This is a genomic window from Acrocarpospora pleiomorpha (assembly GCF_009687885.1).
GTDB classification, from domain to species: domain Bacteria; phylum Actinomycetota; class Actinomycetes; order Streptosporangiales; family Streptosporangiaceae; genus Acrocarpospora; species Acrocarpospora pleiomorpha.
In genome coordinates this window covers 1-25482 of sequence record NZ_BLAF01000108.1, presented here as the reverse complement: position 1 = coordinate 25482, position 25482 = coordinate 1, and the positions used below count along the sequence as shown (strand labels likewise).

Here is a 25482-nt window from a genome sequence, read left to right as displayed (position 1 = left end):
GTGCGGGTGCTGAGGAGCCACATGAGGGAGAGGGCTAGGGCGGGGATGAGGGAGGAGAGGGAGAGGCGGAGGGAGATGTCGTTGGCGTTCAGGGTGCTGAGCCAGGAGAGGGGGCCGCCGAAAGGGGTGTGGGCGGATTGCCAGGCGAGGATGTTGAGGTAGACGCCGGTGAAGCCGAACAGGGCGGTGGCGGTCAGGGAGAGGGCGAAGAGGCGTTGCAGGGAGTCGACGGTTTTGCGGAGAGGTTTCCTGCGTTCCCTGCCGTCGACGATGCGGTGGGGGGTCATGAAGAAGGCGATGTTGACCAGGGCGAAGGGGAGGAGCAGCAGCCAGAGGGCGCGGGTTTTGGAGCCGGAGGTGAGGCCGCCCCAGACGTAGGCCTGGCGGATCCAGCCGGGAGTGGGCTGCGGGTCGGGGCGGTAGAAGCCGACGCCGCCGGAGACGCCGTCTTCGAGGAGTTTGCCGGGCTTATCGGAGCCGGGATAAAGGACAGATCCGGGGGAGGCCCCCGCGACGCCGTGGATGCGTAATTCGACGTTCATCGCGTGCCACTTCCTGCTAAGCCCCGATCTTGAAAAATCCTGGCGTCCCAGTGTCCGCGCCGGTCGCGGGTGGTCACAGTCTCCGCACAGTGCGTCCGCCGTACCCGCGCATCTGGTGAACTTGACGTAACGATCAGTGAGAGCGCCGGCAGGGGGACAGGGCAGGTGGGAAATCGGGTGGGTCTCGTGCGACACTCAGGGAAGTCCAGAAATCTGGTTAAATTGCTGCTTTGGAGCGAATATGCGCGTTGATCGGGCTGGATCCGATCTGCCCGACGTATCCGGCTTAGCCAACCAGCAGGCCGGCCCGACCATATTGCGTATCCTGGTCGGCGCGCACCTGCGCCGCTTGCGCGAGGCCAGAGACATCTCCCGGGAGAAGGCGGGCTACGCCATCCGCGGCTCGCACTCCAAGATCAGCCGCCTCGAGCTGGGCCGCAGCAGCCTCAAGCTCCGCGACATCGCCGACCTGCTCTCCCTGTACGGCATCCGCGACGAAGCCGAAAGATCCGCCCTGCTCGCCCTGGCCGAACAGAGCAACGAGCCCGGCTGGTGGGACGAGTACAAGGATGTCACGCCCGAATGGTTCGAGCTCTACCTCGGCCTGGAGCAGGGCGCGTCCGTGATCCGCGGTTACGACGTGCAGTTCGTGCCCGGCCTGCTGCAGACCGAGCAGTACGCCACGTCGGTCATCAGGCTCGGCCACCCCGACCTGCCGAAGGCCCAGGTCGAGCGCCGGGTCACCCTGCGCATGCGCCGCCAGGAGATCCTCGAACGGCACGACCCGCCCCGGCTCTGGATGATCGTGGACGAGGGCGCCCTGCGCCGCCAGATCGGCGACCCCGCCACCATGCGCGGCCAGCTCGAGCACCTGATCTCGATGGCCAGACGGTCGCGGATCACCCTCCAGGTGATGCCGTTCGCGGCCGGTCACCCGCTGGGCGGCGGCCCGATCACCCTGCTCAGATTCGCGGAGGACGAGCTGGACGATTACGTCTATCTCGAGCAGCTCGCCCACGCGATCTACCTCAACAAGCCCGCGGAGCTGGTGCCGTACTGGCACTTCATGAACCAGCTCGGGGTGAGCGCTCTGCCTCCGGACGAGTCCGTCGAGATGATCGAACGGATCATGGCGGAGGTTTAAGGCTTGCGCCCGACCCCGCAGAGCCCGTCGACCTCGGCCGGCGGGCCGAAGGGGTCGGGGTCGGGCCGCCACAGCGTGATCGACACGATGCCCGGGTCCACCATTTCGAGGCCGTCGAAGAAGCCCGCCATCTGCTCCCGGTTCCGCAGCGTGTACGGCGGCATGGCCGCGCTCGCGTTGAGATTCTCCTGGGCCTCGTCGAGCGCCGGACCGGTGACCACGTTGGAGCCGTCCCACATGGCCAGGTAGCTGCCCCGGGGGAGCGGGTCGAGCAGGCGCTTGACGATGCCGTAGGGGTCCTCCTTGTCCTGCACGTAGCCGAGGATGCCCATCAGCATGAGCGCCACCGGCTGGTCGAAGTCGAGCGTGCCCGCGGCGGCTTCGAGGATCCGGTTGGGGTCGCGCAGGTCGGCGTCGATGTAGTGGGTGGCGCCTTCGGGGGTGCCCACCAGCAGGGCCCGGGCGTGCGCGAGCACCAGCGGGTCGTTGTCCACGTAGACCACGCGCGCCGCCGGATCCACCCGCTGCGCGAGCGTGTGGGTGTTGTCGACGGTCGGCAGCCCGGTCCCGATGTCCAGGAACTGCCGGACCCCGGCCTCGCCGGCCAGGTAGCCGACCATGCGCGCCAGCAGGTGCCGGGAGAGCCGGGCGATGGCCACGATGTCGGGGAACGCGTCCCGGAACTGGTCACCGGCCTCGCGGTCCACCGGGTAGTGGTCCTTCCCGCCCAGCCAGTAATTCCACATTCGAGCCGAATGCGGCACCGAAGTGTCGATCTGGGGATCGAACTCTAATTCGTCAGCCACGCGAGGCTTCTCCTACGTTGTCGCATCTGTCGGTAGCGACAAACTTAGTGGCCGCGTGCCGCGACATGCCGGGAAAAACGGGCACCCGGCCGGGGTGCCCGTTTCTCCTCGAACGTCAGACGACGGTGACGCTGTACGTCGCCCCCGCCACGGTCGGGAAGGTGATCACGTCATTGGCCACGGTGTGGCTGACCGTGCCCGTGCCGACCCGGGTGACCAGGACGGTCCGCCCCGGCCACGGGTTGGCCAGCCGGACCTGCTTGCCCGTCCCGCTGGTGATGTCCACGTAGCCGACCTGCCCGCCGGAGCGTGCGCTGGACACCACGAACGCGTTCTTGGCCCGCAGTTTCACGAACGAGCCGTTCTTCCCTGACGGCCAGACCGGGAACACCCGCATGACGCCGCCGTCGGTCTGCAGCAGCATGCTGTTGACGGCCTCGATCGCGCCCGCTTTCTCCAGGCCGTGGTTGCCGTCCTGCACCCGGCCGTTCTGCATGAGCTTGGTGTTCAGCTGGCCCTTGAGCTTGTCGATCAGGCTCTGGGCCGGGTAGCCGACCCTGGCGGCCTGGGTGAAGACCTTCGGGAAGCTGTTCTCCTGGCCCCAGGAGTTCATCTGGTCCAGGCTGGTGATCGCCACCTGCCGGTCGGCGGCCGGGCTGCTGAGGCCGAGCACCTCGCCCGGGTGGATGAACTCCAGGTTGACGGTGTTGTCGCCCGGGCGGAAGACCCGGGTGTCGCCGCCGGTCATCGTGCCGGGGTCGGCCAGGGCGTACACGGTCTGGCCGTTCTGGGTGGTGCGCGGGATGGGCGGCAGCGCGTTGACGATGTTCTGCCAGGTGGTGCGGTCGGCGGCGTCCACGTTCAGCTCGACGCCGGCGTTGACCAGGAAGGTGAGCACCTGGCGGAGCATGCCCAGGTCGGGGCTGGAGTTGCGGCCCCAGGTGCCTTCATGCGGCCCGGCCCAGAGCCGGTACCTGCCGCTGGCCGAGTCGAACTCCAGCCACGCCTTGAAGAAGGTCGCGATCTCCTTCAGGAAGGGGTAGGCCTTGGAAATCAGGAAGTTCCGGTCCTGGGTGTACTCGTAGTAGGAGACGTACTGGGTGGCGGTGAACAGGGAGTTCGCCACCTGCTGGTGGTAGGAGGCGTCCGAGGTGTAGGTGAACGGGGTGATGCCGACCGGGAAGAGCACGCCGCCCGCGATGCCGTTGGGGAAGCGCGCGGCGACGTAGTCGGCTTTGACCCGGTTGAGTTCCTGGACCGACTTGCGCCTGGCTTCGGGCAGGAAGGCGGTGACCAGGTCGTAGAAGGGGAGTGCCAGGTCGGCGCGGTTGCTGGAGTAGACGCCGTAGTAGTTGGCCTGCCAGTTGTAGTTGAGGTGCATGTCGCCGCCCCATTGGGGCCAGTCGGTGGTGGCCCAGATGCCGTACAGGCCGGATGCCGTCTTGCCCTGGCGCAGTGAGGAGCCGAGCAGGTAGAGCGAGCCGTAGTAGAAACGTTCGAGCAGGTCGTCGTCCAGGTCGACGTAGGACTTGAGCCAGTACTGCTTCCACCATTCGACGTGCGCGTTGTAGAGGCCGTCGATGGACCCGGTGTTCTGGGCGTCGGCCAGTCCGCGCGCGGCCGGAGCCGGGTCGGCGGGGTTCATGCCGCCGCCCGCGACGCCGGTGACGATGTGCGCGGTCTGCCCGGCGGGCAGGTCGAAGACGATCCGCCCGGCCGCGCCGCTCGCGGTCGGCGCGCCGATCTGGGCGCCGCCGACGACCCGGGTGGCCATCGAGGCCCTGGACACCGGGTTCGAGCCGCCCGCCGTCTGCCTGGTGGCCCAGACGGTGTTGCCGGAGACGCCGGAGGTGCTGGTGAAGCCGCTGCGGGCGTCTGGGGTGCCGGTGGCGGTCTCGACCTGGAGCCGGACGGTGGAGGAGCCCGTGGACTGGATCCTGGTCACCATCAGGTTGTCGTTGGCCGCCGTCCAGGTGCGCATCGAGACGGACACGCCGCCGATGCTCATTGATGTGTCGATGTCACCCTTGAGGATGTTCTGCTCCTCCAGGAACGGCCCGGGCGGCGGGTTCGTGCCGCTGCCGTTGTAGAGCTCGAACTGGCCGATCCTGGCGCGCGGGTTGGTGATCGAGTCCTGGGTGGTGCCCTGGGTGGGTTCGGTGATGGTGAGGCGCAGGTAGCGGACCGTGGTGGACGAGAGAGTGCGGTCGGTGACGTTGGCCGTGTTGTTGGTGACGGTGTCGACCGTGTTCCAGGTGGTTCCGTTGGTGCTGGTGGCCAGCGTCCAGTTCCTGGTGTTGTTGGCGGTCTCGGCCGGGCGCGCCGCCGCGTCGTGCCGGAGCACGTAGCGGGTGAAGGTCTTGGCGGTGCCCAGGTCGAGGGTGAGCGTCTGCGGCTTGCCGATGTCGGAGACCCAGCCCTCGTAGCCGGAGCCCCACTGGCCGCTGACCGCGCGGTTGGCGGGGAAGGCCGGGTGCGTGCTGGAGGCGGTGGCGGTCGCGCCGAGCGCCAGGTTGGCGGATCCGGTGCCGCCGCCGACGGGTGTCACCTTCACCGTGCCGAGGGCGACGAGGGAGTTGCCGCCGTTGACGGTCCAGAAGTCGCCCTTGGAGACGGCGAAGGTCTTGAAGCCCTCGCCGCCGCCGGAGGTGACGGCGATGTCGCCGTTACCGGCCAGCGCGGTCTCCGGCATCGTGCGGCTGAGGAAACCGGCGTAGTTCTGGGACGTCCAGCGGCCCTTGACGGCGCCGACCAGCTGCTGGACCGCGGTCCACTGCTGATCGGGGGTCGGGGTGGCGGCCGCGGCCGGCTCGGCGGCCAGCAGGGTGGCGAGAAGTGCGGAGGCGATGGCGGCGGGTAGGAGCCCGCCCCGGCGTCGCTTCATGGTGCCTCTCTTCAGTGCTTCAGTGGCGGTGGGTGTGATCCGGGTGCCGAATATCCCCGGGGTGTTCGAATCCGGGCAGAAGGGTCGCCCGGGCGCAGCGGGCCTCGGCCCACAGCGCGAATTGCCGGCGCCGCCGCGCGCCCAGCAGGTCCGCCCGGATCCCGGGCGCCGCCTGCTCGTACGAGATTCCGCGATACCGATATTGATTGTTCGCGAAATATTGGGAAATTTCGGTCTCTGGGATGTTCTGGTGGGCGGTGAGGGCGCGGTACAGGGCTTGCGCGAGGGGGTTGCCGGACAGGACGGCCGCCATCACGCTGCCGAGTTCGAGCCGGGCGGTCGGGGTGAGCTCCAGCGGCGGGCCGCCGGGCACGATCCCGCGCCTGGCGGCCTCGTCGGCCACGACCTGCTCGGCGACGAGGATCTGGGTGACCCAGCGGCGCAGCTGCCGCCCCTCAGCGGTGCCGTCGGCGGGGAGGAGTTCTCCACGCGGGCCCTGGCGCAGGCGCCGTACCCTCCGCATGACCGTCTCGACGGTGATTGGCGTCTCGCCGACGAGGGCGGCGATCACCGGATCACCATCGGCACCGCCGGGGAGTACGACACCCGCCCGAACCACATGCACTTGACCAGCAACCACCAGACGCCCGGACGGGCTCCGAGCGGGACATCGAACTCGACGGTCAGTTCGCCGTGGGAGTCCGCGGCCACCGAGATCGGGTGCACGCCGGGCCCGGCCAGGTCCCAGGTGCCCCACGGGCTGATCACCTGGGCTTCACCCCGGATGTCGAACCGCGCGGTGTTCCGCAGCCCGACCGTCCACCGGGCCCGCTGCCCCGGCGCGAGCTCGATCGGCTCCACGTCCACCAGCAACGCCCCCGCGCCGGGCTGGCCGCCGACGAAGACCACGTCCTCGTGGAGCTGCCCGCCGTGCTCCAGTTGTACGGCCACCGGCCACGCCCCCGGTTCGGGCTCCCCCGGCGGGGTCAGCGTCACGTCGAAGCCCGTCCAATCTCCAGGCGCGAGCCGTACCACCTGGTCGGCGGGCGAGGCGTCCCAGCCGGGCGGCGGGATGACCTGGAGTTTGCCCTCGGCCTCGATGTCGGTGCGGTCGCTGGCCAGGGTGACGTGCACTGTGCCGCCGTCGAGGCGGGCGTGCACGCTCATCGGCTGGTAGCCGATCGGCCCCGAGCCCCGGTTGTGCAGCCAGAACCGGGAGAAGACCGGCTGGGCGGGCTCCGCGTCGTGCCCGAGAGACTCGCAGCCCTCCTCGTCGGTATCGGTGTGCAGGACATAGGTGGCGATCTGGCTGGGGGTGAGCGCGCCGTGCAGGACGCCGTCGCGCGTCTTGGCCTCGCCCGTCTCCACCTCCAGCACGTCGGCCAGAGCCGCTGTCACGAACGGGACCTGCGAGCTCAGCTGGAAGGAGACGTCCCGGCCGTGCGGCTCGTACAGCCGGGCCGTGAATCCTCCCGGTTCCGCCTGGCCGCGCCCGTGCGCGGTGGGGTTGCCAGAGGCCTTGAACGCCGCGAGCACGGCTTCGCCCGCCGGTTCTACGGTCAGCAGCGACGCGGTCGCCGGGAGAGGGCCATCGTGCGCCTCCTCGACGACCGCCCGGAACGGGTGGCTGAAGTCGTGCGCGCGAGCCACCACACCCGCGTCCCGCCAGTCGCCCGCCCCGGAGGCCATCGCGTATTCGAACGAGTGGCTCCAGTGCTGCAGCTGGAAGCCGCTCCCGTCGGGCGCGGTCCGCCGCGGCGGGTCGATCCACACCCCCGACGGCCAGCCAGTGCACGAACGCATCAGCGACAGGTGCAACCGCCCCTCAGCGTCCACGGCGAAGCCCGGAATGCCCCGATTGAGCACCGCCACCGTGCGGTTCTCAGCCGGTTCGCCCGGGTCCACCGCGCAAGCGACCTCGATGACCGAGTCGGCCAGGTCGGCCACCACGGCCGCGACGGCGGCTCGCAGATCGGGACCCGCGATCACCAGCACCGGCAGGTCGGTCGCCGCCCGCAGGTCGGCATCCGGCCGGAACGTCTCGGCCGGGCCACGATCAGCCGGGATCCACAGCGGTTCCCCGGCGGCCAGCAACCGCTCCAGCTCGCGCGAATCCGCCAGAACCTCGGCCGCGAAAACGTTATCCTGCGACCCGCCGATAACAATGCGCACGTCCGGCAGGTTGGAGTCAAACGAGAGCAGCCCATAACGGTTGCCCTCGGCGAACGTCGTGGTGGCGGTGACCCCCGACTGCGCCAGCCGGATCGCCAGGTCGCGGCCCAGCTCGGCGGTGTCCTCCTCGCGCGGCACGATGATCTCCGCCACCCCGAAGGCCGCGCCCGCCGACACCCGCGCCATCGAGCTCAGCCCGAACCACTGGTACGCCGGGTTGTCCAGCGTCCACGGATGGTGGGCGGCGTCCACGTCCGGGTGCGCGAACGACCGTCCCACCACCGCGTGCCCGACCTCCGAGACCGGCTTGGCCCCCGGGATCGCGCACGGCCAGCACAGCCGCACCAGCTGGTCGGCTCCCTCGAAGCCGTCCAGGTGCGTCACGCAGTCCACCCGGTCCACGCCGTGCCACAGCGTGATCACCTGGGTGTACCGGATCGTGCCGAGCGCACCGGTGGCGGTGATCCGCTCCCCGAGGGGAGATCGCTCGGCCCGCACCGACAGCGCCGGAGCGGACGCCGAACCCGCCGACGCTCCGGTGGGCAGCAGATGCCAGGGCCCCTCACGGAAGACGGGATGCTCGTGGTACTCCTCGTAGACCACGATCTCGTTCCCCGCCTCGCCCGGCGTGATCAGCTCATCACCGGTCGCCATGTCCACCAGGCTGACCACGGCGCCGCCACGCGCCGGATCGACGGTCAGCCGATGGTGGCCGTTGGCGATGGTGACCCGGTCCACGTCCCGCCACCGGGTCGGATCGACCGTGGCCGGAACCGGGTGCGGGAACCCGGCCAGCACATAGGTCCGGTAGCCCAGCGAGGGCACCTCCGCCACGAACACGATCTCGGCCCGCTCGCCGTCCTCGCCCTCCACCACGGCCGGGACCGGCATGCCATGCTCGTCGGTCAGGCCGCGAAAGGGCGCGGGCACGCTCACCCGGACCACGTCCGTACGTGGCCAGGCCAGCGCGTTGAACACCGTCACCCGACGCCCCTCACGGCCAGCCCGGTTGTCCACCCGGGCCGCCAGGTGCCGGATCGCGCCGTCGTGCACCTGCCTGGCCAGGTCGTACGCCTCCCGCCACCCCGCCAGCAGATCTAGGTAGACCTGATCCGACTCGGTCCCCGTGATCGCGTCGTGGTGCGCGCCGTACACCAGCTGCCGCCACGCCTTGTCCAGCGCGGCCTCCGGATAGCCGGCGTCCCCCGCCAGGCAGGCCAGCGCGGCGAACTTCTCCGCGTCAAGCAGCTCGTTCTCGGCCGCCCGCTGCGCCTGCTTGGTGTCGATGTAGGAGACATCCTTGCCGGTGTAGATGGGGTTCATGTCGCGGCTCTGCGGCGACAGCCGGGCTCCCGTCTCGGCCAGCTCCGCCGACACCGCCGCGAAGAAGTCCCTGGGCAGCGCGCACACGAACTTCGGCCAGGCGTAGCGGGCAGGCCAGTCGCGGTGGATCTCGGTCAGCCACTTGTTCGGCGGGCTGTAGTCGGTGCCGACGGGGACGAGCACGTTCTTCGTCGCCGCGACCTTCTTCATGCGCAGGAACAGGCCGTAGACCGACTCCTCCGCGTCCGGGAGGGTCTGCGCGGAGTCCATCGACCAGCCCGCGCTGTAGTGCGCCGCCATGTAGTGCGTGAGCAGCCCTCGCCCACTGGGCGAGATCCACTCGAACTCGCTACGGAACTGCATGCCAGAAGGATCACCATGTGGGGTGTCATAGGTCCCCATCTGCAGCGCCGGACCCCACTGGTGGAACGGCCCCCGCGCCCACGCGCTGGAGGTCAGCCCCGCGTCCGCCATCAACCCCGGGAACTGCGGATCGTGCCCGAACGAGTCCAGCTGCCACGCCGTCGCCGGAGCGCCCCCCAGGATGTCCCGCTGGAACCCGACCCCGTACACCGCGTTCCGGATCGTGGTCTCCGCCCCGGTCAGGTTGGTGTTCGGCTCGTTGTACGTGCCGCCCATGATCTCCAACCGGCCCTCGCCGACCAGCTTCCCGATGATCTCCCGGTTCTCCGGGAACGCGTCCCAGTACGGCTTCAGGTAGTCCACCTCGGCCAGCACGAACCGGTAGTCGGGATCCCGCCTGGCCAGCTCCAGATGCGCGTCGATCAGCTGGAACGCGGTGAACTGGAAGCTCATCCGCACGTCCTGGGCGTCGGGCAGGGCGTCCCACTCGCTCGCGTACCCGGCCTGGGTGTTCCACCACACGGGGTCGTAGTGGAAGTGCGACACCAGGAACACCGTCCAGCCGGGTTCTGCGACGGTGAGGGCTGCGGGGGCGGTAGCCGTACCGGCGGGGCCGGAGGCCGTTACCACGACGGACAGCACGGAGCCGGGCGGCGCGCCGGTGGCCACCGGGATCTCGTGCAGGCCGGTGCCGGGGACACGGGTCAGGTGTCCAGTGGCGTCACCCGAGACGCGCAGGTCGATCGCGGAGTCGGCGGAGGTCCGGACCCGGAGGATCTGGCGCGGGGCGTCGTCGGGCCCGGCGAACAGCTCGGTGGACTCGACGGCGTCGATGGTCAGCATGGAGAGCCTTTGCAAGGGAGAGGGAACGGGACGAAAGGCGCGGCTAACCCTTGACCGCGCCTCCGGTCAGGCCCTTCACGAAGTTCTTCTGCAGGGCGAGGTAGAAGATCAGGATCGGCAGGGTGGCCAGGAACATGAAGGCGAACAGGTCGCCGAAGTCGGATTCGTACTGGCCGATCGCCCGGTAGACGCCGACCGTCACCGTGGTGCCGCTGTCCGGGCCCAGCACGATCAGCGGGGTCAGGAAGTCGTTCCAGATCCACACCCCGAGGAAGATCAGCACACTGGCCGAGGCCGGGCGCAGCAGCGGGAAGACGACCTGCCAGAACACCCGGAACCTGCTCGCGCCGTCCAGCTCGGCCGCCTCCTCCAGCTCGCGCGGCACACCCTTGACGAACCCCATGAACAGCAGCACGCCGAACGGCACGTAATAGCCGACGTTCACCAGCACCAGGCCCTGCAACGTCGCCATCAGGTCGAACGCCTTCAGCACCGACGTCACCGGGGACAGGATCACCGGAATCGGGATCATCAGCCCGCACAGCAGCGTCACCAGCAGCAGCTTCGCGAACAGCCGGGTCGAGCGGGCCAGGTAGTGGCCGAGCATGGCCGACAGCACGGTCAGGATCGTGATCGACAGGGCGGTCACCGCGATGCTGTTGACCAGGCCGAAGGTGAACAGGTTGTCCTCGCGGGCGAACACCCCGCTGATGTTCTCCAGCGTCGGCGGCAGCGGCAGACCGGCCGGGCTCGGCAGGATCTCCTCGCCCGGTTTGAAGACGTTCACCAGCATCAGGTAGAGCGGCAGGAAGAACGCCGCGCCCACGAAGATCGCGACCAGCGGCCGCAGCCAGGCATGCGTACGCGCGTCCATCACTGCGTCACCTCGCGTCGCTGGAGCACCCGCAGCACGACCACCGAGACGCTCGCGACCAGCGCGAGCATCACCGCGGCCAGCGCCGAGGAGTAGCCGATCCGGTTGCCGACGAAGGCCTCCTTCACGACCTGGAAGGCCATGGTGGCGGTGGCCCCGGTGCCGGGACCGCCGTTGGTGATCACCTGGATCTGGTCATAGGCCTTGAAGCCGGTGATCAGCAGCATCACGGTGTTGATAGTCAGTGCCGGAGCCAGCATCGGCCACGTCACGTTCCTGAACCGAGCCAAGCCGCCCGCGCCGTCGATTGCCGCCGCCTCCTGGAGCTCCCGCGGCACGCCCTGGAGCCCCGCCAGGTAGACCACCACGCAGAAACCGAGCATCTGCCAGGTGATGATCCACGCGATCGAGTACAGCGCCAGACCGGGATCCGACAGCCAGCCGGGCGGGTTCTCCACGCCCAGGCCGCGCAGCGCCGAGTTGAGCAGCCCGTCGTCGGTCAGCACCGCCCGCCAGATGACGCTGATCACCACCGAGCTGAGCACCACCGGGGTGAAGAACACCCCGCGCAGGGCCAGGTAGAGCTTGGACGGCCGATCCAGCAACATCGCGATCAGCAGCCCGCCCACGTTCGCCAGCACGGTCACGATGAGCGTGACGATCACCGTGTTGGTGAGCGCCTGCAGGAACTCCGGGTCGCTCGCGAGCGTGACGTAGTTGCGGAATCCAACGAACTCGGTCGGCGGGTTGAACGGATTGCGGTTGGTGAAGCTGTAGTAGCCGGTCATCAGGATCGGCAGCAGGACGAACAGTCCGTACGCCACCAGACCAGGCAGGGCGAACAGGGCGAACCGCCCCAGCCTCGGCGTCAGCCGGGCCCGGGATGTGCGCGGAGGCGTGGCGAGCGCCGGCCCGCCACGAACCGCGTGCTTGGTGTCGGTCATCTACTGGGTTGCCTTGGCATACTGCTCGTCGAGGTAGGCCGCGAACTCCTCGGCCGTCTTCTTGCCGGTGATCAGGTCCTGCACCGCCAGCGCCGTGGCGTCGGCCAGCCCCGGCGGCAGCGAGGCGTCCCCCGCCTCCTGGGAGAAGGCGTTGACGATCGACCCGTCCTTCATGCCCTGGTCGTAGATCGCGACGGTCGCCTGGTAGACCGGGCCCATGTCGGTCGGCGGGACATAGCCCTTGATCGCCGGGATCGACCCGTCCGCCTTGACGAAGGCGTCGTTGTTCTCCTTGTCCTCGTCGAACGCCAGCGCCCACTTCTTGGCCAGCTCGACGTTCTTCGCCGAGGAGCTGACCAGGGTGCCGCCGCCGGTGAAGGTCGGGGTGACCGGGGAGCCGTCGTCGGACGGCCACGGGAACGCGCCGATCTCGAAGCCCGGCTTGTTGTTGTCGGCCGAGGTCGCGAACCACGAGCCCATCGGATACATGGCGCCCTTGCCGTCCCGGAAGGCCTGCTCGCCGTCGGCGTAGGAGCGGCTCAGCCCGGCCTTGTCGATGTAGCCGTTCCTGGCCAGGTCGGCGATCTTGCCCGCCGCCTTCACGAAGTCGGGGTCGCCGAACTTGACCGCGCCGGTGCGCCGCTGGACCAGCCAGTCCGGCGTCTTCTTGTAGACGTCGGTGGCCACCGTGCCGGTCAGCGGATACATGTCCGCCCAGGTGTCCGCGCCGCCGCCGCTGACGATCATCGCGGTGAACCCGGCCTTCTTCAGCTTGGCCGACGCGTCCAGAAGCTCCGGGTACGTCGTCGGAGTCGCGGTGATGCCCGCTTTGGAGAACTGGTCCTTGTTGTAGTAGACGACCGGGATGACCTGCGTGTTGTACGGCAACTGGTACACCTTGCCGTCGATCGCCCCCGCCGCCGGCGCGGTGAAGTTGGCCAGCTCCTCCGGCGTGAACGGAGCGAGCTTGCCCGCCTCGGCGAACCCGGCCGGGTTGACCGACTGCAGGATGTCCGGCAGGTTCCCGGCGGCGTCGAGCTGCTTGGCGTAGGCGGTCCGGTCCACGTTCGGCGTGACCAGCTTCTTGATCTTCACCCCCGGCACCTTGGCGGTGGCCCGGGCGATGGCGGCGTCCCAGAACGCCGCGTTCAGGTTGGGCGTCTCGAAGACCAGGAAGGACAGCTCGACCTCGGCCGCCGCTCCGCTGGAGGCGGGCACGCCGGACGGCTCCTGCGTACCCATTCCGCAACCCGCGGCCACCAGCATGGTGGTCACCGTTAATGCTATTGATCTGCGCACAAAAGTGGATCTGTGCACTGCACAGCCCTCCTTGCTCCAGTTCGGCTCCCCGGAGCCGGGGTGAGATAACGTTATCCCGAAACGTAGAGTGTTACTGCGAGGTTTCAAAGAGCGGGTACGGCAACGAATTGGTCACAGTCGTCGGTCATCTCCCAGCCCAGGGCACCAATTGTTAATTCTGTATAATTTGTAAAATCTGTTGACGCTGTCCGGATCGGCTGTCTAGGTTGGGGGCACCAGGCTGTAGCGAAGCGAGCGGGAACCCGGGCCAGCGCAGCGACTCATGCCCATTTCGCAGTGGAGGTCCCGACCATGGCTCGCCCCTTCCCCACGGCTGTCGCCGAGCCCGCCAAGATCACCCGCGCCGACGGCGTCTACCTGTGGGACGAGGCCGGGCGGCGATACATGGACGCCTCCGGTGGGGCCATCGCCATCAGCCTCGGGCACAACGACCCGGAGATCCGCCAGGCCCTCGTCGACCAGCAGCGCGCCGTCGCCTACGCGAACCGGACGGTCTTCACCTCGCAGTCGCTGGAGGACTACGCGGCTGAGCTGGGCCCCATCCTCCCGATGGAGGATCCGTACGTCTTCACGGTGTCCGGTGGCAGCGAAGGTGTCGAGACCGCGTTCAAGATGGCCCGCGCGTACCACGTCGCCCGGGGCGAGGATTCCCGCCACAAGATCCTGGCCAGGGGCGGTGAGTATCACGGCGCGACGCGCGGCGGACTCGATGCCACCGACCGGCCGGCGTACGACCGGATCTACCGCCCCTGGCTCGGTCAGACCGTCAAGCTGCCGCGCTACTTCGAGTACCGTTGCCAGGCGCCGAACCACCCGGACGGGTGCGACGATTTCCACATCGCCGCGCTGGAGGAGGCCATCGCGCGCGAAGGCGCGAACACGATCGCCGCGTTCGTCTTCGAGCCGGTGACGGGTGCCACGACCGGCGTCACGCACGCGACCGAGCGCTACTGGAGGGCGGCCCAGGAGATTTGCCGTCGCCACGGGATCCTCATGATCGCCGACGAGGTCATGTGTGGTCATGGCCGGACCGGACGCTGGTTCGCCTCGGACCACTGGGGCCTCCGGCCCGACCTCCTGGTCGCCGGCAAGGCGGCGTCGTCCGCGTACTGGCCGCTCGGCTTCACCGCGGTCTCGGGACCGGTGGGCCAGGTCATCGCGGACAGTGGGATCTTCGTGCACGGATTCACGTACTCGCAGAACGCGGTCGGCGCGGCCGTCGGGCTCGCGGTGCTGCGCAAGATGAAGCGCCTCGACCTCGTCACGGCCAGCGCCGTCAAGGGCAAGTTCTTCGCCGATCAACTGCAGGCGGCGATGGGTGACCATCCGAACGTCGGCGACATCCGCGTCAAAGGACTGTTCGGTGGGGTCGAACTTGTCGCCGACCGTGACACGAAGGCGCCCTTCGCGCGGTCGGAGCGCACGGTCGAGCGGGTGCAGGCGCGAGCCCTGGCGCATGGCCTCTACTCCTACACGTCGGTCGGCCTGGCCGATGGCGACAACGGTGACCTCCTGCTTCTCGGGCCGGCGTACGTGTCGACCGAGGAGGAACTCAGCCAGATGGCAGCACTGCTGGCGCTCGCGATCGAGGGCGAGCTGCCGAATTGAACCCCACATTGAACCCGACAACGCAAGGGACGGAACAAATGACGCCGATCACCTCCCGCAAAGAGCTCGCGGCCGCCTACCAGCGCATCTTCGCGGTGGTCCCGCCCTCGCTCGAGGTCAAGGAGTCCACCTACGACAACCAGGGCATGGGCGATGTCATCGACGCCATCGAGAACACCCGCATGGCTGTGCTCGAGGCCGGGCCGATGACGCCGCGCGAGGTCCAGCTGGTCCAGCTCGGGATGTGTGCCGTGATGGCGTACGACGCGGGCGCCGGTCTGCACGCGAACGCGGCGATCGCCCACGGCGCCACCGAGGCGGACCTGCTCCAGGTCACCCAGATCGCGTGGGTGACGGCCGGGGCGGTGGGCTTCAACACGGCGTTCACGGCCGTGAAGAACGCGACGAAGTAGAAGTCGCTTGCCATCTGTACGAGGTCGCTGAAACGGCCATGGTCGCCGTCGACGGCATGATCCAGCGCGGAAGGAACTAGTACGTCATGTCTGATTGGCTGGCTGACCTGCCCACCTACGATCTGCACGCGTCCGAGGCGTCGCTCAATGAGCTGTACGCGTCGGCGCGTTCCGCGGGAGGGCTCGGCAACGTCGGCGGCTACTTCGCGGCGTTCCGCCACGACCAGGTCAAGGCCCTCCTGGCGCACCGGAGCGTGGTGCCCCGGATCGTGGATCCGAGCGTGGAGTTGTCCCCGTACGTCCGGAGCCGGCTCGACGAGCACATGCTGAATCGCAACGGCGCGGACCACGTGCGCCTCCGGCGTCTGGTCAGCCGCGAGTTCACCCCCGGCGCCGTCGCGCGCCACGAGGCCCGGGTGCTCCACGTCATCGACGAGCTGATCGCGCTCATCGACGCCGACAAGCCCTGCGACTTCATGGCGGTGTTCGCGAACCGACTCCCGATCATGGTCATCTGCGACATCCTCGGGATGCCGCGCGACGAAGGCGAGGGGTTGCTGGACGCGGTGGACCGGAGCGGCCGCTTCTTCGACCGGCTGCGCGCCCAGGAGCACATGCCGGAAGTCGAGTCCGGCTACCGCGACCTGGAGGCCTACTTCGACGCCTTCTTCTCCCGGCCGATCGACGACATGCCCGACGGGCTGCTGAGGAACCTGCGGTCGATCGAGATGGAGGGCGACCGTCTCACTCACCAAGAACTCATGATGTGGGCGCAGCTGTTGTTCCGCGGCGGCCTTGGCAACACCCGCCACCAGATCGGATCGCTGATCCACCTGCTCGCCCGCAGTCCGGACCAGTGGAGCAGGATCCGCGAGGAACCCGCGCTCGCGCGCCGGGCCGTCGAGGAGTGCATGCGCGTGGAGCCGGCCGTGCACAGCATTCTTCGTCAGGTCAGGGAGGAGTTCGAGTTCGAGGGATGGCGCCTGGCCGTGGGCACCGGAATCATGTGCGTGACGGCGTCCGCGAACCGGGACGAGCACGCGTACCCGCGCGCGGCCGAATTCGACGTGACCCGCGACCCCGCGCCCGGTCACCTGCTCTTCGGCGGCGGCCCGCACCTCTGCCCGGGCAACCTCCTGGTGAAATCGGAGGTGGCACTCGCTCTTCAGCGGCTGACGTCGGCCTTCTCGGCGGTGGAGCTCGCAGGCGAGCCGGTCTTCAAGCCGGCGCTGCAGGTCAACGGCCCGGACTCCCTGCCTGTCGTCTTCAGGGCGTGAGCCGGATGAGTCTGAAGATCGAACGCGTCGTCGTCGTTCCGGGCGAGACGGCGTACTACACCGACGACCAGGCGGCGATCCGGGCCGGTGCGCGGCAGGACGGCTTCATCTACCTCGGCGAGCCGCGGACGCCCGGCTTCGACGCCATTCGTCAGCCCGGCGAATCCGCCGCGGTGCTTCTCGTGCTCTCGGACGGCTACATCGCGCACGGTGACGCCGCGGTGGTCCAGTACGCCGGTGTCGCGGGCAGGTCGGCGGGGTTTCACGCCAATGAGATCCGGATCGCGATCGACGCGGCCGAGGATCGGATCCTGAGCAGCGAGATCACGGACTTCCGAGGGGCGACGGAGTGGTTGGATGAGCAGGAGGCGTTTCCGGCGTCCGTCGCGCGAGCGGCCGCCTACGGTCTCTCGCAGGCGCTCCTCGACGCCGCCGCGCATGCTCGCGGTCTCCTGATGGCGCACGTCGTCCAGGACTTCGTGGGAAGGAGCGGGCCGCTGGAGGCCGTGCCCACCTTCACCCAGTCCGGTGACGACCGGTACTCCAGCGTGGATCGTATGATCCTCAAACGCGCCGACTTCCTTCCGCACGGCCTCTTCAACGATGTCGCGTCGAAGTTCGGCGCCGATGGGCAGCTCTTCCTGGACTACGTCGCGTGGCTCCGGGAGCGGGTCGGCAAGATCGGGCCCGGCGACTACCGGCCGCGTTTCCACCTGGACCTCTACGGTTGTGCGGGCGACGCCTTCGGCCGCGACACCACGAAGATCGCGGACTTCCTCGGCAGGGCGGCCGAGCTCGCCGGGCCCTACCGGCTGCGCGTCGAGCATCCTCTCGACGCCGGGAGCCACGAAGGGCAGATCGCCGAGTTCGCGGCGTTGCGCGGGGAACTGGCCGCACGGGGGATCCCGGTCGAGATCGTCGCCGACGAATGGTGCAACACCCTCGACGAGATCAGGGCGTTCACCGCCGCGGCCGCCGCGGACGTCATCCATGTGAAGACGCCCGATCTCGGCAGCATCGCGAACGCGGCGACGGCACTCGCGGAGGTGCGTGCCGCCGGATTCGTCGGATACTGCGGTGGAACATGCAACGAGACCGAGAGGTCGGCGCAGATCTCCGCGCACGTCGCCATGGGCGCGGGGGCGGACGAGCTGCTGGCGAAGCCCGGCATGGGAGTGGACGAGGCACTGATGATCGTACGGAACGAGATGGCGCGCGCCCTCGCGCTGGACGGCGTCCTCCGGCGCGAGAGGGGGGATCGCGCATGAGCGCGGACGAGATTCTCGTCACTGCCGCCGAGGCCCAGGGCATCGTCGACCGTGCTCTCGCCTACCGCGCCGAGCAGGGGTTCAACCCGATGACCGTCGCGGTCCTCGACCTCGGGGGCCGCCCGATCCTCGTCAAGCGTGAGGACGGCTGTGGCTTTCTCCGCGTGGACATCGCGATCGGGAAGGCGAACGGCGCGCTCGGCTTCGGACTGAACTCGAGGGCTCTCGCGGAACGAGCCGAGCTCCTCCCGAACTTCATGGCCGCGGTCGCGAGCCTGGCTCCCGGCGGCGTGGTGCCGGCGGCGGGCGGGATTCTCCTGAGGCCCGGCCCGGACGGGCGGGTCGTCGGGGCCGTCGGGGTCAGCGGCGACACCTCCGACAACGATGAGGCGTGCGTCGTCCACGCCCTCCGGGGGACGAGGTTCGCCGATGACGGGCACTGACACCGTCGGCGTCGTCGGTCTGGGAGTCATGGGTCTCGGCATCGCGCGGCGACTGCTCGCCCGGGATGCCGCCGTGATCGGGTTCGACGTGTCGGCGGATCGGCTGGATGAGTTCGTGAGCCTCGGCGGCCGAACCGCTTCGACACCGGGTGAGGTGCTCGCCGGAGCGCACGTCGTCCTGACCTGCCTGCCGTCCGCGACGGCCCTGGCCGAGGTCGTGAGCGGCTTCGGCTCGGCGTCACCGGGTCCGGGGATCGTCGTCGAGACCTCGACGCTGAGCGTCGAGGCCAAGCATTCGGCCCGGGCGGCCCTCGCGGCGTACGGACACACCATGCTCGACGCCCCCATCAGCGGGACGCGGGTTCAGCTGGACACCGGTGACGCCATCCTCTACGCCAGCGGTGGCGACGCCGAGACGCACGAGGTCGTGGGCGCCGCACTGGCGGGAGTGTTCGCGAGGATTCTCGATCTCGGGTCCTTCGGAAACGGCACGACGGTCAAGTTGATCGCCAATCATCTCGTCGCCGTTCACAACCTGGCCGCGGCGGAAGCGATGCTCCTGGCCGATCTCGCCGGCATGGACCTGCGGACCGCTCTGCGGGCGCTGACCGTCGGCGCCGGCTCCTCCCGCATGCTCGAGGTCCGAGGTCCCCTCATGGTGGACGCCGCCTATGAGCCGGCGCAGATGCGATTCGAGCTGTTCGACAAGGATCTCGGCCTGATCCGGGAGTTCGCGGACAAAGTCGGGGCGTCGCTCGGACTGTTCGACGCGGCCCGCGAACGGTACACCGACGCGTTGGCGGCCGGGTTCGGCGCCAGCGACACGGCCCGGCTGTTCGAGCTGCTCCAGCAGGAGGTCCGCGGTGCGAGCGAGTCCGGTTACTCGAATTCCGCCATGAGAGCCTCGACCTCGGCCTCCACCTGCACGTGCTCGCCAGAAGGCGGTAACTGACGCAGCGTGGCGTGTGCGGCATGCCCGATGTGCCGCCGCACCAGCGAAGCGGCGCCGTCCGCGTCGCCTGCCTTCACCGCGTCCAGGATCTCCTCGTGTTCGCGCAGGGAGCTCTCGGTTCGTCCGCTCAGGCTGATGGTCTGGAACGGAACCCCGTTCCAGAGGCGATCGATGAACTGGATCAGGAGGCTCTGGCCCGAGATCGAATAGAGGGTCATGTGGAACTGGTAGTTCAGCTCGGCGAGAACTCCGAACTGCCCGAACGGGAGAGCGTTCCTGCCGTCGGCGAGGAGGCCGGTGAGCTTGGCGATGTCGTGTTCGGTCACGCGGCGAACTGCCATCTCGGCGGCGAGAGGTTCGAGCAGCAGCCGGAGGCGGTAAACCTCCAGGCCACGTTCGAGCGTGTACTGGGTGATGGTCGTGTAGCGGTTGGACTCCTGCTCCACGAGGCCCTGCGACGCCATCAGGCGCAGCGCCTCGCGTACGGGAGTCAGCGACATCCCGAGCTGCGCGGCGAGCTCGTTGAGTGTCACGCGCTGACCTGGCTTGAGCACGCCCTGACGCACAGCATCGCGAAGCATTGAGTACGCCGCCTCGGCCTTCGTCTGCGTGTTCACCTGAGGCAGAGTCATTTCCCTATCTTACCGCACCGCCGCGCATGATTGACAATTTATAAAATACTAAGCTACCCTCGCATCCGCCCCCGCCCGGGCACTCCGGGCGCGTCGCGGGTCGCTGGGAACTCACCTCAAGGGGACGTGTTGTCGACTTCGCAGAGCAGTCTTCCGCTTGACGGGATCCTCGTCGTGGCGTTGGAGCAAGCGGTCGCGGCGCCGTTCGCGACGCGGCACCTCGCCGACCAGGGAGCCCGCGTCATCAAGATCGAGAGGCGCGGCGGCGGCGACTTCGCTCGTCGGTACGACGAGACCGTCCACGGCCAGTCGAGCCACTTCATCTGGCTGAACCGGGGGAAGGAGTCGATCGAGCTGGACCTGGCCGATCCCGAGGACCAGGCTCTGCTCCACCGGATCGTGGACCGCGCCGACGTGTTCATCCAGAACCTGGCCCCCGGCGCCGCCGCGCGCAAGGGGTTCGGGCAGGAGGAGCTGCGCGCTCGCAATCCCCAGTTGATCTGCTGCGATATTTCCGGCTACGGACCCACGGGGCCGTACGGCGCGAAGAAGGCCTACGACCTCATGGTCCAGGGCGAGGCCGGCGTGCTCTCGATCACCGGGACGCCGGACGCGGCCGCCAAGGCCGGAATCCCGATCGCCGACATCTCGGCGGGCATGTACGCGCTCAGCGGCATCCTCACGGGTCTGGTCAACCGGGAGCGCACCGGCGAGGGCGGCCACTTCTCGGTGAGCATGCTGGAGTCCCTGTGCGAGTGGATGGGCTACCCGATCTACTACTCGGTGTACGGCGGATCCGCTCCCGAGCGCTCGGGAGCCGACCATGCGACGATCGCGCCGTACGGGCCGTTCGAGACGGCCGATGGCGGGTTCGTGTTCCTGGGGGTTCAGAACGAGCGCGAGTGGGTCAACTTCTGCGGGTCCGTGCTGGGCGACGCCCGCCTCGCCGAGGATGCCCGGTTCGCGACCAACTCGCTGCGGGTCGCGAACCGTCCGGCGCTCACGGCGATCGTCAGCACCGCGATGAAGCGGCTCACGATCGACGAGGCGGTGGAACTTCTCGAGGACTCCGCGATCGCCAACGCACTCATGCGTACGCCGATGAGCCTGCGTGAGCACCCACAGCTCCTGGCGCGGGACCGATGGCGTTCCTTCGAGACGCCGGAAGGGCCGGTTGACGGCTTGGTTCCGCCGGTGAGCTGGAACGACGTGCCGGCGACGCTCGGCCCCGTGCCGCCGGTCGGCGAGCACTCGGATCGCATTCGCGCGGAGTTCCCCGCCGGCCAGTAGGCCCGGTCGCGTCGGGAGCACAACCGTAGGCGACGTCGTCGCCGGAAAGGACTCACATGAACCGGGCCGATTTCCTGACTCGGATGCCCAAGGTCGACCTCCACACGCATTTGACGGGCACCATCGGTCCGCGGACCCTGGCGGAACTCGCCAAGCGTGCCGGGGTGACCTTGCCGAGCGACATCCTGAAGATCGACAGTCCTGAGGACTTCTTCGAGAAGCTCAACATCGTCTCGAGTGTGCTCACCACGCCCGAGGACTTCGAGCTGGTCGCCTACGAGTACATGACCCGCTCGGCGGAGCAGTCGAACCTCAGGCACTGTGAACTCGCGTTCAACCCGACCCTGTACCCGGCCTCCGACTACGTCGCCATCGTCGCGGCGATCAGCCGGGGCGCGCGGCAGGCGGCGGACGAGCACGGCATGAGCTGGGTCCTGATCCCGGCCGTCCTCCGCGAGCAGGGCGTCGGTGTCGCCGAGCAGCTCCTGGATCTCGTGCTCGCGAACCGTACGGAGGAGACGGCGGGGATCGGTCTCGACGGCGATGAGCTCGTGGCGCCGCCGGAGCTGTTCGTGGAGGTGTTCCGGAAGGCCGGGCAGGCGGGACTGAAGCGCACCGCCCACGTCACCTATCCGCCCGCCACCCGCGTCGGGTACTGCATCGAGGAACTCGGTTGTGACCGCATCGACCACGGCTACTACGTGCTCGAGGACGAGGACGAGGCCCGGCGCGTCCGCGACCTCGGTGTGCCGATCACCGTGTGTCATTCGATGACGTGCGCCTCGCGCGGCTGGAACCCGGGGAACCACCCGATCGCCACGATGCTCAAGATGGACTTCAACCTGGTGCTCGGCACGGACGACGAGGCTTTCGTCGACACGAACATCGGCCGGGAGTACGTCATCGTGTGCGACGGCTACTCGATGACGACCGAGGCCGTGGAGGCGATCACGCGGCGCGGGATCGACGCGGCCTGGGTCGGGGACGACCGGAAGGCGGAGTTGCACCGCGAGGTGGATGCCGCGTTCGCCTCCCTCGACGTGACGGACTGAGGAGGTCAGTGGTGGTGACGTCGGGAACCTGGAGCTCGATCGGTGCGGCGATCGAATCCGAGGAGAGCACATTCCGGACGCGGCAGGCGCGTAGCCTTGAGCTGACGCGAGAGGCGCGCGAGTACCTCGCCGGCGGTGTGGCGTCGAGCCGGCAGTCCACGGCGCCGCACCCGTTCTGGGTCGACCGCGGAGTGGGCTCGCGAATCTGGGACCAGGACGGGAACGAGTTCGTCGATCTGCACGGCGGGCACGGCGCGATGCTCGTCGGGCATTCCCACCCCGCGATCGTCCGGGCCGGCGCCGAACGACTCGGTCTGGGCACGCACTTCGGGCAGCCGGTTCCTGACGCGATCGTCGTCGCGCGGAACCTCTCGGAACGGTTCGGCCTGCCGCAGTGGCGGTTCAACAGCTCCGGCACGGAGGCCACGCACGACGCGGTGCGGCTGATGCGCGCGATCACCGGGCGGCGGATCCTGCTCAAGACCGAGGGGGGCTACCACGGGCACCACGAGTCGGTCCTGGTCTCGCTCTCGAATTCCGGGGACGAACTCGGCCCGGTGAGCCGGCCGGCCAGCCCGCTGTCGGGCGCCGGCGTGCTGCGTGAGTTCGCGGACTGGACCCGGGTGGTGCCCTGGAACGACCTCGGCGTGCTGGAGTCCGTCCTCGAGGAGTGCGGCGACGACGTCGCCGGCATCATCGTCGAGCCGATCCTGATGAACTTCGGGATGGTCCGGCCCGACCCCGGCTACCTCGAAGGTGTCCGGGCGCTCACCCGCAGGTACGGGTGTCTGCTCGCCTACGACGAGGTGAAGAGCGGGCTGGTGGTCGACCCGGGCGGCGCGACCGCGCTCCTGGGCGTGCGGCCGGACATCGTGTGCCTCGCGAAGGCGTTCGGAGGCGGTATCGCATGCGGCGCCATCGGAGGCACGTCCGAGGTGGGCGAGTTCATCGCTTCGGGCAAATACCTCCAGATCGGGACGTTCAACGGCAATCCTCTGCACATGGCGATGTCTCGTGCGGCCCTGACCGAAGTGCTCACGCCCCAGGCGTACGCCACGACGTACGCGCGGACCGAGTCGCTGGCCCGGACCCTGGGCGAGCTCCTGAGTGCGAGCGGCCGGCCCGGCTACGTCGACTCGATCGGCGCCAAGGGGATGATCACCTTCGCTCCGCACCGAGTCGCCACCTATCGGGACTTCCTGTCGGTGAACCAGGAGATCGGTCGCCTGCACTGGCTGTTCCAGCACAACCGGGGTGTCTTCATGCCGCCGTGGGGTGCCGGTCAGCCGTGGCTGGTCTCGGTGCAGCACACCGACGAGGACCTCGACCTGGTCGCGGGCAATTTCGAGGAGCTCGTCGCTCGAATGCCCAAGCATTGACTCATTATTAATTATCAATACTGTTGGGCAGCCTCCGCTGAGAGGTGTTGACGAAAGGTCGAAGCTTCATGGCATCTGAGCGGATTCGGACGAGTCAGATCAAGCTAGACCGTGAACTGTGCATCGGTGCGGGTATGTGCGAGTCGGTCGCGCCGGAGGCTTTCGTCGTGGACGAGGATGGCTTGGTTGAGTTCGGCCCCGGTCTTGCCGCTCTCGGTGACGAGCCCCTCGACGACGAGTCGTACACCGCTGCCGCTGCCGCCGCCGCGGTGTGCCCGGCTCAGGCGATCATCTTCAACTTGAAGGCGAACGCATGACAGGGGATGGCCTGGTCGTCGTCGGCGCGTCCCTGGCCGGCGTCCGAGCGGCCCAGGCGGCTCGGAGGTCTGGCTACACCGGCCCGCTGACGCTCGTCGACGCGGATCGCAATGATCCGTACGACAAGCCCCCGCTGTCCAAAGGGTTCCTCGCGGGCGACGTCGCCGATATCCCGCGGCTCATCGTCGGTGGCGATCGGGATCGCCTCGACTTCGAGGTTCGGCTCGGCGTCGCGGCGACAGCGCTCGACCCGGCCAGGAAGATCGTCCGGACGTCGGCCGGTGACATCTCCTACGCCAAGCTGCTCATCGCCACCGGGTCGGTCGCCCGCAGGCTGGACGTCCCGGGCGCGCACCTGGCGGGCATCCACCGTCTCCGGGGGTTCGACGACGCCACCGCGCTGCGCGCCGAGATCGGGCCCGGCCGCAGGGCCGTGGTGATCGGGGGCGGCTTCATCGGCTTGGAGGTCGCCTCGAGTCTGCTCAAGCTCGGTGTGTCGGTGACCCTCCTCGAGCGCGAGCCCGCGATCTTCGCCAATCTCGGCCGTCACCTCAGCGGCGCCGTCGCGCGAGCATTCAAGGCGAGCGGCGGTGTCGTGGTAGAGAGCGCCGACGTCGCCGGATTCGAGGGCGGCGCGCGACTTTCGGCCGTGGTCCTCGCCGACGGATCGGCGTACGAGGCGGACTTCGCCGTCGTCGGTGTCGGCAGCGCGCCCAACATCGCCTGGCTCGCCGGCAGTGGGATCGAGGTCGGCGACGGGATCGTCTGCACCGAGCGGCTGGAGACGAGCGTCGCGGACGTCTATGCCGCGGGTGACCTGGCCAACTGGCCGTCTGCCCGTTTCGGGCGGCGCCTTCGGGCCGAGCACTGGACGAACGCCGTCATGCAGGGCGTCGTCGTCGGCCAGAACATGGCCGGCTCCGGCAAGCCCCAGTCATTCGACGCCGTGCCCTATTTCTGGAGCGACTTCGCCGGCGGGCGCATCCAGGTGGCGGGGGTTCTCGGCGCGGTCGACTCCCGTGAGCGCGTCGTTGACGACGGCGACGACCTGCTGGAGGTGCTGGTCGAGGGCGACACGATCGTCGCGATCGCGGCCCTGAACGCGACGAAGGCGTTCCCGAAGTACCGGCGCCTCGTCGGCCGCAGCGCAACCGAGCTCTGATGAACAGGCAGGACAATATGAAAGACCCACCGCTGAATATCGGGAGGGCCGCGGATCAGGCGGTCTCGTGGCTGTTCGTGCCCGGCCACCGCCCCGAGCTGTTCGCCAAGGCGGTCAAGGCGGGCCCGCACATGACAACGGCTCGATGATCGATCGGCCGGTCGTCGAGCGTGCCCGGCGCATCCTCGCGGCCGCCACGTAGGCCCTTGTAACAGCATGCTTAATTCGTTGTAACGGCCCGCCGAATTCATTGACACCACCCGCGGTCCCTCCTAGATTTCGTACACCTTATAAATTATCAAAGGAGACGACACATGCGACGTGCCACCTGGCCGGCCGGGATCGTCCTAATCGTGCTACTGGCGACGTCCGCCTGTGGCTCCTCCGACGACACGACGGACTCGACGGCCTCCGCCTCCAAGCCGGCGGCGTCCGGACTCACCACGCTGCTCCCGAAAGACATCCAGGACGCC

Annotated in this window: 21 protein-coding genes and 1 pseudogene; 13 read left to right on the top strand and 9 right to left on the bottom strand. The window is 68.7% G+C overall.

Annotation, left to right across the window (positions count from 1 at the left end; translation table 11 throughout):
* A pseudogene (locus Aple_RS49480) lies at positions 1–542 on the bottom strand (hypothetical protein); the annotation flags it as partial.
* Between the two features lie 241 nt (positions 543–783).
* On the opposite strand from Aple_RS49480, the gene Aple_RS49475 reads away from it, so the two are divergent.
* On the top strand, positions 784–1686 hold the full coding sequence (locus Aple_RS49475; RefSeq protein ID WP_155351755.1) for a Sco1979 family transcriptional regulator: 903 nt from the start codon (positions 784–786) through the stop codon (positions 1684–1686).
* Here the strand turns inward: Aple_RS49475 and Aple_RS49470 are convergent.
* From Aple_RS49470 to Aple_RS49440, 7 genes are all read right to left on the bottom strand, one after another.
* Positions 1683–2492: an SAM-dependent methyltransferase gene (locus Aple_RS49470; RefSeq protein ID WP_281361734.1), complete on the bottom strand. Its 810-nt coding sequence runs from the start codon at positions 2490–2492 to the stop codon at positions 1683–1685. The two genes, Aple_RS49475 and Aple_RS49470, sit on opposite strands and share 4 nt — an antisense overlap.
* A gap of 115 nt (positions 2493–2607) precedes the next feature.
* Positions 2608–5376: a glycosyl hydrolase family 95 catalytic domain-containing protein gene (locus Aple_RS49465; RefSeq protein ID WP_155351754.1), complete on the bottom strand. Its 2769-nt coding sequence runs from the start codon at positions 5374–5376 to the stop codon at positions 2608–2610.
* 19 nt (positions 5377–5395) lie between these two features.
* Positions 5396–5947 carry a DUF7158 domain-containing protein gene (locus Aple_RS49460; protein ID WP_155351753.1) on the bottom strand — a complete coding sequence of 184 codons (552 nt, stop codon included), beginning with the start codon at positions 5945–5947 and terminating at the stop codon, positions 5396–5398.
* On the bottom strand, positions 5944–10077 hold the full coding sequence (locus Aple_RS49455) for a glycoside hydrolase family 38 N-terminal domain-containing protein (protein WP_218038911.1): 4134 nt from the start codon (positions 10075–10077) through the stop codon (positions 5944–5946). The genes Aple_RS49460 and Aple_RS49455 overlap by 4 nt, the downstream gene beginning before the upstream one ends.
* A 43-nt stretch (positions 10078–10120) precedes the next feature.
* The gene (locus Aple_RS49450) at positions 10121–10951 is read right to left on the bottom strand and encodes a carbohydrate ABC transporter permease (RefSeq protein WP_155351752.1); all 831 of its coding nucleotides are present in this window, start codon (positions 10949–10951) and stop codon (positions 10121–10123) included.
* Complete coding sequence (locus Aple_RS49445) at positions 10951–11895, bottom strand: carbohydrate ABC transporter permease (protein ID WP_155351751.1); 945 nt, start codon at positions 11893–11895, stop codon at positions 10951–10953. The genes Aple_RS49450 and Aple_RS49445 overlap by 1 nt, the downstream gene beginning before the upstream one ends.
* Positions 11896–13161 (bottom strand): ABC transporter substrate-binding protein, encoded by a 1266-nt coding sequence (locus Aple_RS49440; RefSeq protein ID WP_155351756.1) that lies wholly within the window; start codon positions 13159–13161, stop codon positions 11896–11898.
* Positions 13162–13506: 345 nt separating this feature from the next.
* Between Aple_RS49440 and Aple_RS49435 the strand changes: the two genes are divergently transcribed.
* The 6 genes from Aple_RS49435 (at position 13507) to Aple_RS49410 (ending at position 19176) form a co-directional block, all read left to right on the top strand.
* On the top strand, positions 13507–14823 hold the full coding sequence (locus tag Aple_RS49435; protein WP_155351750.1) for an aminotransferase family protein: 1317 nt from the start codon (positions 13507–13509) through the stop codon (positions 14821–14823).
* Between the two features lie 38 nt (positions 14824–14861).
* Complete coding sequence (locus tag Aple_RS49430) at positions 14862–15236, top strand: carboxymuconolactone decarboxylase family protein (protein ID WP_155351749.1); 375 nt, start codon at positions 14862–14864, stop codon at positions 15234–15236.
* Between the two features lie 86 nt (positions 15237–15322).
* A complete protein-coding gene (locus Aple_RS49425; protein ID WP_155351748.1) occupies positions 15323–16513 on the top strand; it encodes a cytochrome P450 in 1191 nt (396 codons plus the stop codon).
* A 5-nt stretch (positions 16514–16518) separates the two neighbouring features.
* Complete coding sequence (locus Aple_RS49420) at positions 16519–17781, top strand: methylaspartate ammonia-lyase (RefSeq protein ID WP_155351747.1); 1263 nt, start codon at positions 16519–16521, stop codon at positions 17779–17781.
* Complete coding sequence (locus tag Aple_RS49415) at positions 17778–18224, top strand: GlcG/HbpS family heme-binding protein (protein WP_155351746.1); 447 nt, start codon at positions 17778–17780, stop codon at positions 18222–18224. Before Aple_RS49420 ends, Aple_RS49415 begins: the two co-directional genes overlap by 4 nt.
* Positions 18211–19176 (top strand): NAD(P)-dependent oxidoreductase, encoded by a 966-nt coding sequence (locus tag Aple_RS49410; protein ID WP_170322053.1) that lies wholly within the window; start codon positions 18211–18213, stop codon positions 19174–19176. Before Aple_RS49415 ends, Aple_RS49410 begins: the two co-directional genes overlap by 14 nt.
* Here Aple_RS49410 and Aple_RS49405 read toward each other — a convergent pair.
* Positions 19104–19808: a GntR family transcriptional regulator gene (locus tag Aple_RS49405; RefSeq protein ID WP_155351744.1), complete on the bottom strand. Its 705-nt coding sequence runs from the start codon at positions 19806–19808 to the stop codon at positions 19104–19106. The two genes, Aple_RS49410 and Aple_RS49405, sit on opposite strands and share 73 nt — an antisense overlap.
* Positions 19809–19934: 126 nt before the next feature.
* Between Aple_RS49405 and Aple_RS49400 the strand changes: the two genes are divergently transcribed.
* The 6 genes from Aple_RS49400 (at position 19935) to Aple_RS55935 (ending at position 25158) form a co-directional block, all read left to right on the top strand.
* Positions 19935–21098 carry a CaiB/BaiF CoA transferase family protein gene (locus Aple_RS49400; protein WP_281361729.1) on the top strand — a complete coding sequence of 388 codons (1164 nt, stop codon included), beginning with the start codon at positions 19935–19937 and terminating at the stop codon, positions 21096–21098.
* 56 nt (positions 21099–21154) lie between these two features.
* The gene (locus Aple_RS49395) at positions 21155–22150 is read left to right on the top strand and encodes an adenosine deaminase family protein (RefSeq protein WP_155351742.1); all 996 of its coding nucleotides are present in this window, start codon (positions 21155–21157) and stop codon (positions 22148–22150) included.
* An 11-nt stretch (positions 22151–22161) separates the two neighbouring features.
* A complete protein-coding gene (locus Aple_RS49390) occupies positions 22162–23529 on the top strand; it encodes an aspartate aminotransferase family protein (RefSeq protein ID WP_170322052.1) in 1368 nt (455 codons plus the stop codon).
* Between the two features lie 68 nt (positions 23530–23597).
* Positions 23598–23846 carry a ferredoxin gene (locus Aple_RS49385; RefSeq protein ID WP_155351740.1) on the top strand — a complete coding sequence of 83 codons (249 nt, stop codon included), beginning with the start codon at positions 23598–23600 and terminating at the stop codon, positions 23844–23846.
* On the top strand, positions 23843–25009 hold the full coding sequence (locus tag Aple_RS49380) for an NAD(P)/FAD-dependent oxidoreductase (protein WP_155351739.1): 1167 nt from the start codon (positions 23843–23845) through the stop codon (positions 25007–25009). Before Aple_RS49385 ends, Aple_RS49380 begins: the two co-directional genes overlap by 4 nt.
* Before the next feature lie 17 nt (positions 25010–25026).
* Positions 25027–25158: a hypothetical protein gene (locus Aple_RS55935; protein ID WP_281361726.1), complete on the top strand. Its 132-nt coding sequence runs from the start codon at positions 25027–25029 to the stop codon at positions 25156–25158.
* Positions 25159–25482: the final 324 nt, after the last annotated feature.